The sequence below is a fragment of the Chromohalobacter sp. HP20-39 genome, assembly GCF_033052815.1.
Classification (GTDB): Bacteria; Pseudomonadota; Gammaproteobacteria; order Pseudomonadales; family Halomonadaceae; genus Chromohalobacter.
In genome coordinates this window covers 1-254 of the sequence record NZ_JAWHTP010000922.1, presented here as the reverse complement: position 1 = coordinate 254, position 254 = coordinate 1, and the positions used below count along the sequence as shown (strand labels likewise).

Genomic DNA, 254 nt, shown 5'->3' with positions numbered 1-254 from the left:
GCGAGATTAAAAGGGCGATCAGCGGTAGCAGAAAGATGGTGAGGCTAGACAGGCTGACGACCACGACGTCAAGCGCGCCGGCGCCGACGTTGCCAGTCGGCGCGCTGCCGAGGAATGTCAAGGACAGCGACAGCGCGGCCAAGAGCAATGTAGTCGCCAGAACCCAGCGGTTGCGCAAGCCTTCCTTGATTTCCTTCGCCGCGATGATGACGATGTTTCTCATGCGGCATTCCCTCGCAGAAAATGGGCGTAGA

Annotated in this window: 1 pseudogene; it reads right to left on the bottom strand. The window is 59.4% G+C overall.

Annotated features, from left to right (window positions below):
* Nucleotides 1-223, bottom strand: a pseudogene (locus RVY79_RS20660) (ABC transporter permease); the annotation flags it as partial.
* Between the last annotated feature and the right edge of the window lie 31 nt (nt 224-254).